The organism is Klebsiella sp. M041 (genome assembly GCF_059759695.1).
In genome coordinates, this window is record NZ_JCAXWU010000062.1 from 1 (window position 1) to 491 (window position 491).

Consider the following 491-nt stretch of genomic DNA (forward strand, 5'->3'; position numbering starts at 1 on the left):
GCGCTGAACAAAATGACGAAAGCAGGTATGCCTGAAAGCGTGCGTATTGCCTGAAAACACAACCCGCTACGGGGGAGACTTACCCGAAATCTGATTTATTCAACAAAGCCTCTAAATGGCTCAACTGTCGTTCTATCGCATCATCGCTCCATCACCCTGACTCACTGAGTGCACCACGCGCCATCGTCCTGAACCCATGCCCGCAGACTTCGGTTTTCGTGTCATATCCCATTGCACGTAATGTACTGTTTACCGTGTTTTCACTCATGACCATAGTTGCATCGTGATCCCCCGGAAAAAGCAGCTCTTTATCACCACTAATCTGCTTTAACTAGGCAAACAAAATCATCACATGCCGACTAAGCGGAACGATATGCTCTTGGCTTTGTTGAATAAATCGAACTTTTGCTAAGTTGAAGGATCAGATCACGCATCTTCCCGACAACGCAGACCGTTCCGTGGCAAAGCAAAAGTTCAAAATCACCAACTGG

Annotated in this window: 1 protein-coding gene and 1 pseudogene; one reads left to right on the forward strand and one right to left on the reverse strand. The window is 47.0% G+C overall.

What is annotated here, in order from left to right; genetic code table 11:
- Window positions 1-154: 154 nt before the first annotated feature.
- Window positions 155-382, reverse strand: a pseudogene (locus AC6CWS_RS26475) (tyrosine-type recombinase/integrase); the annotation flags it as partial.
- A 31-nt stretch (window positions 383-413) separates the two neighbouring features.
- On the opposite strand from AC6CWS_RS26475, the gene AC6CWS_RS26480 reads away from it, so the two are divergent.
- Window positions 414-491: hypothetical protein (locus AC6CWS_RS26480; RefSeq protein WP_223602338.1), on the forward strand; the 78-nt coding region annotated here is incomplete at its 3' end.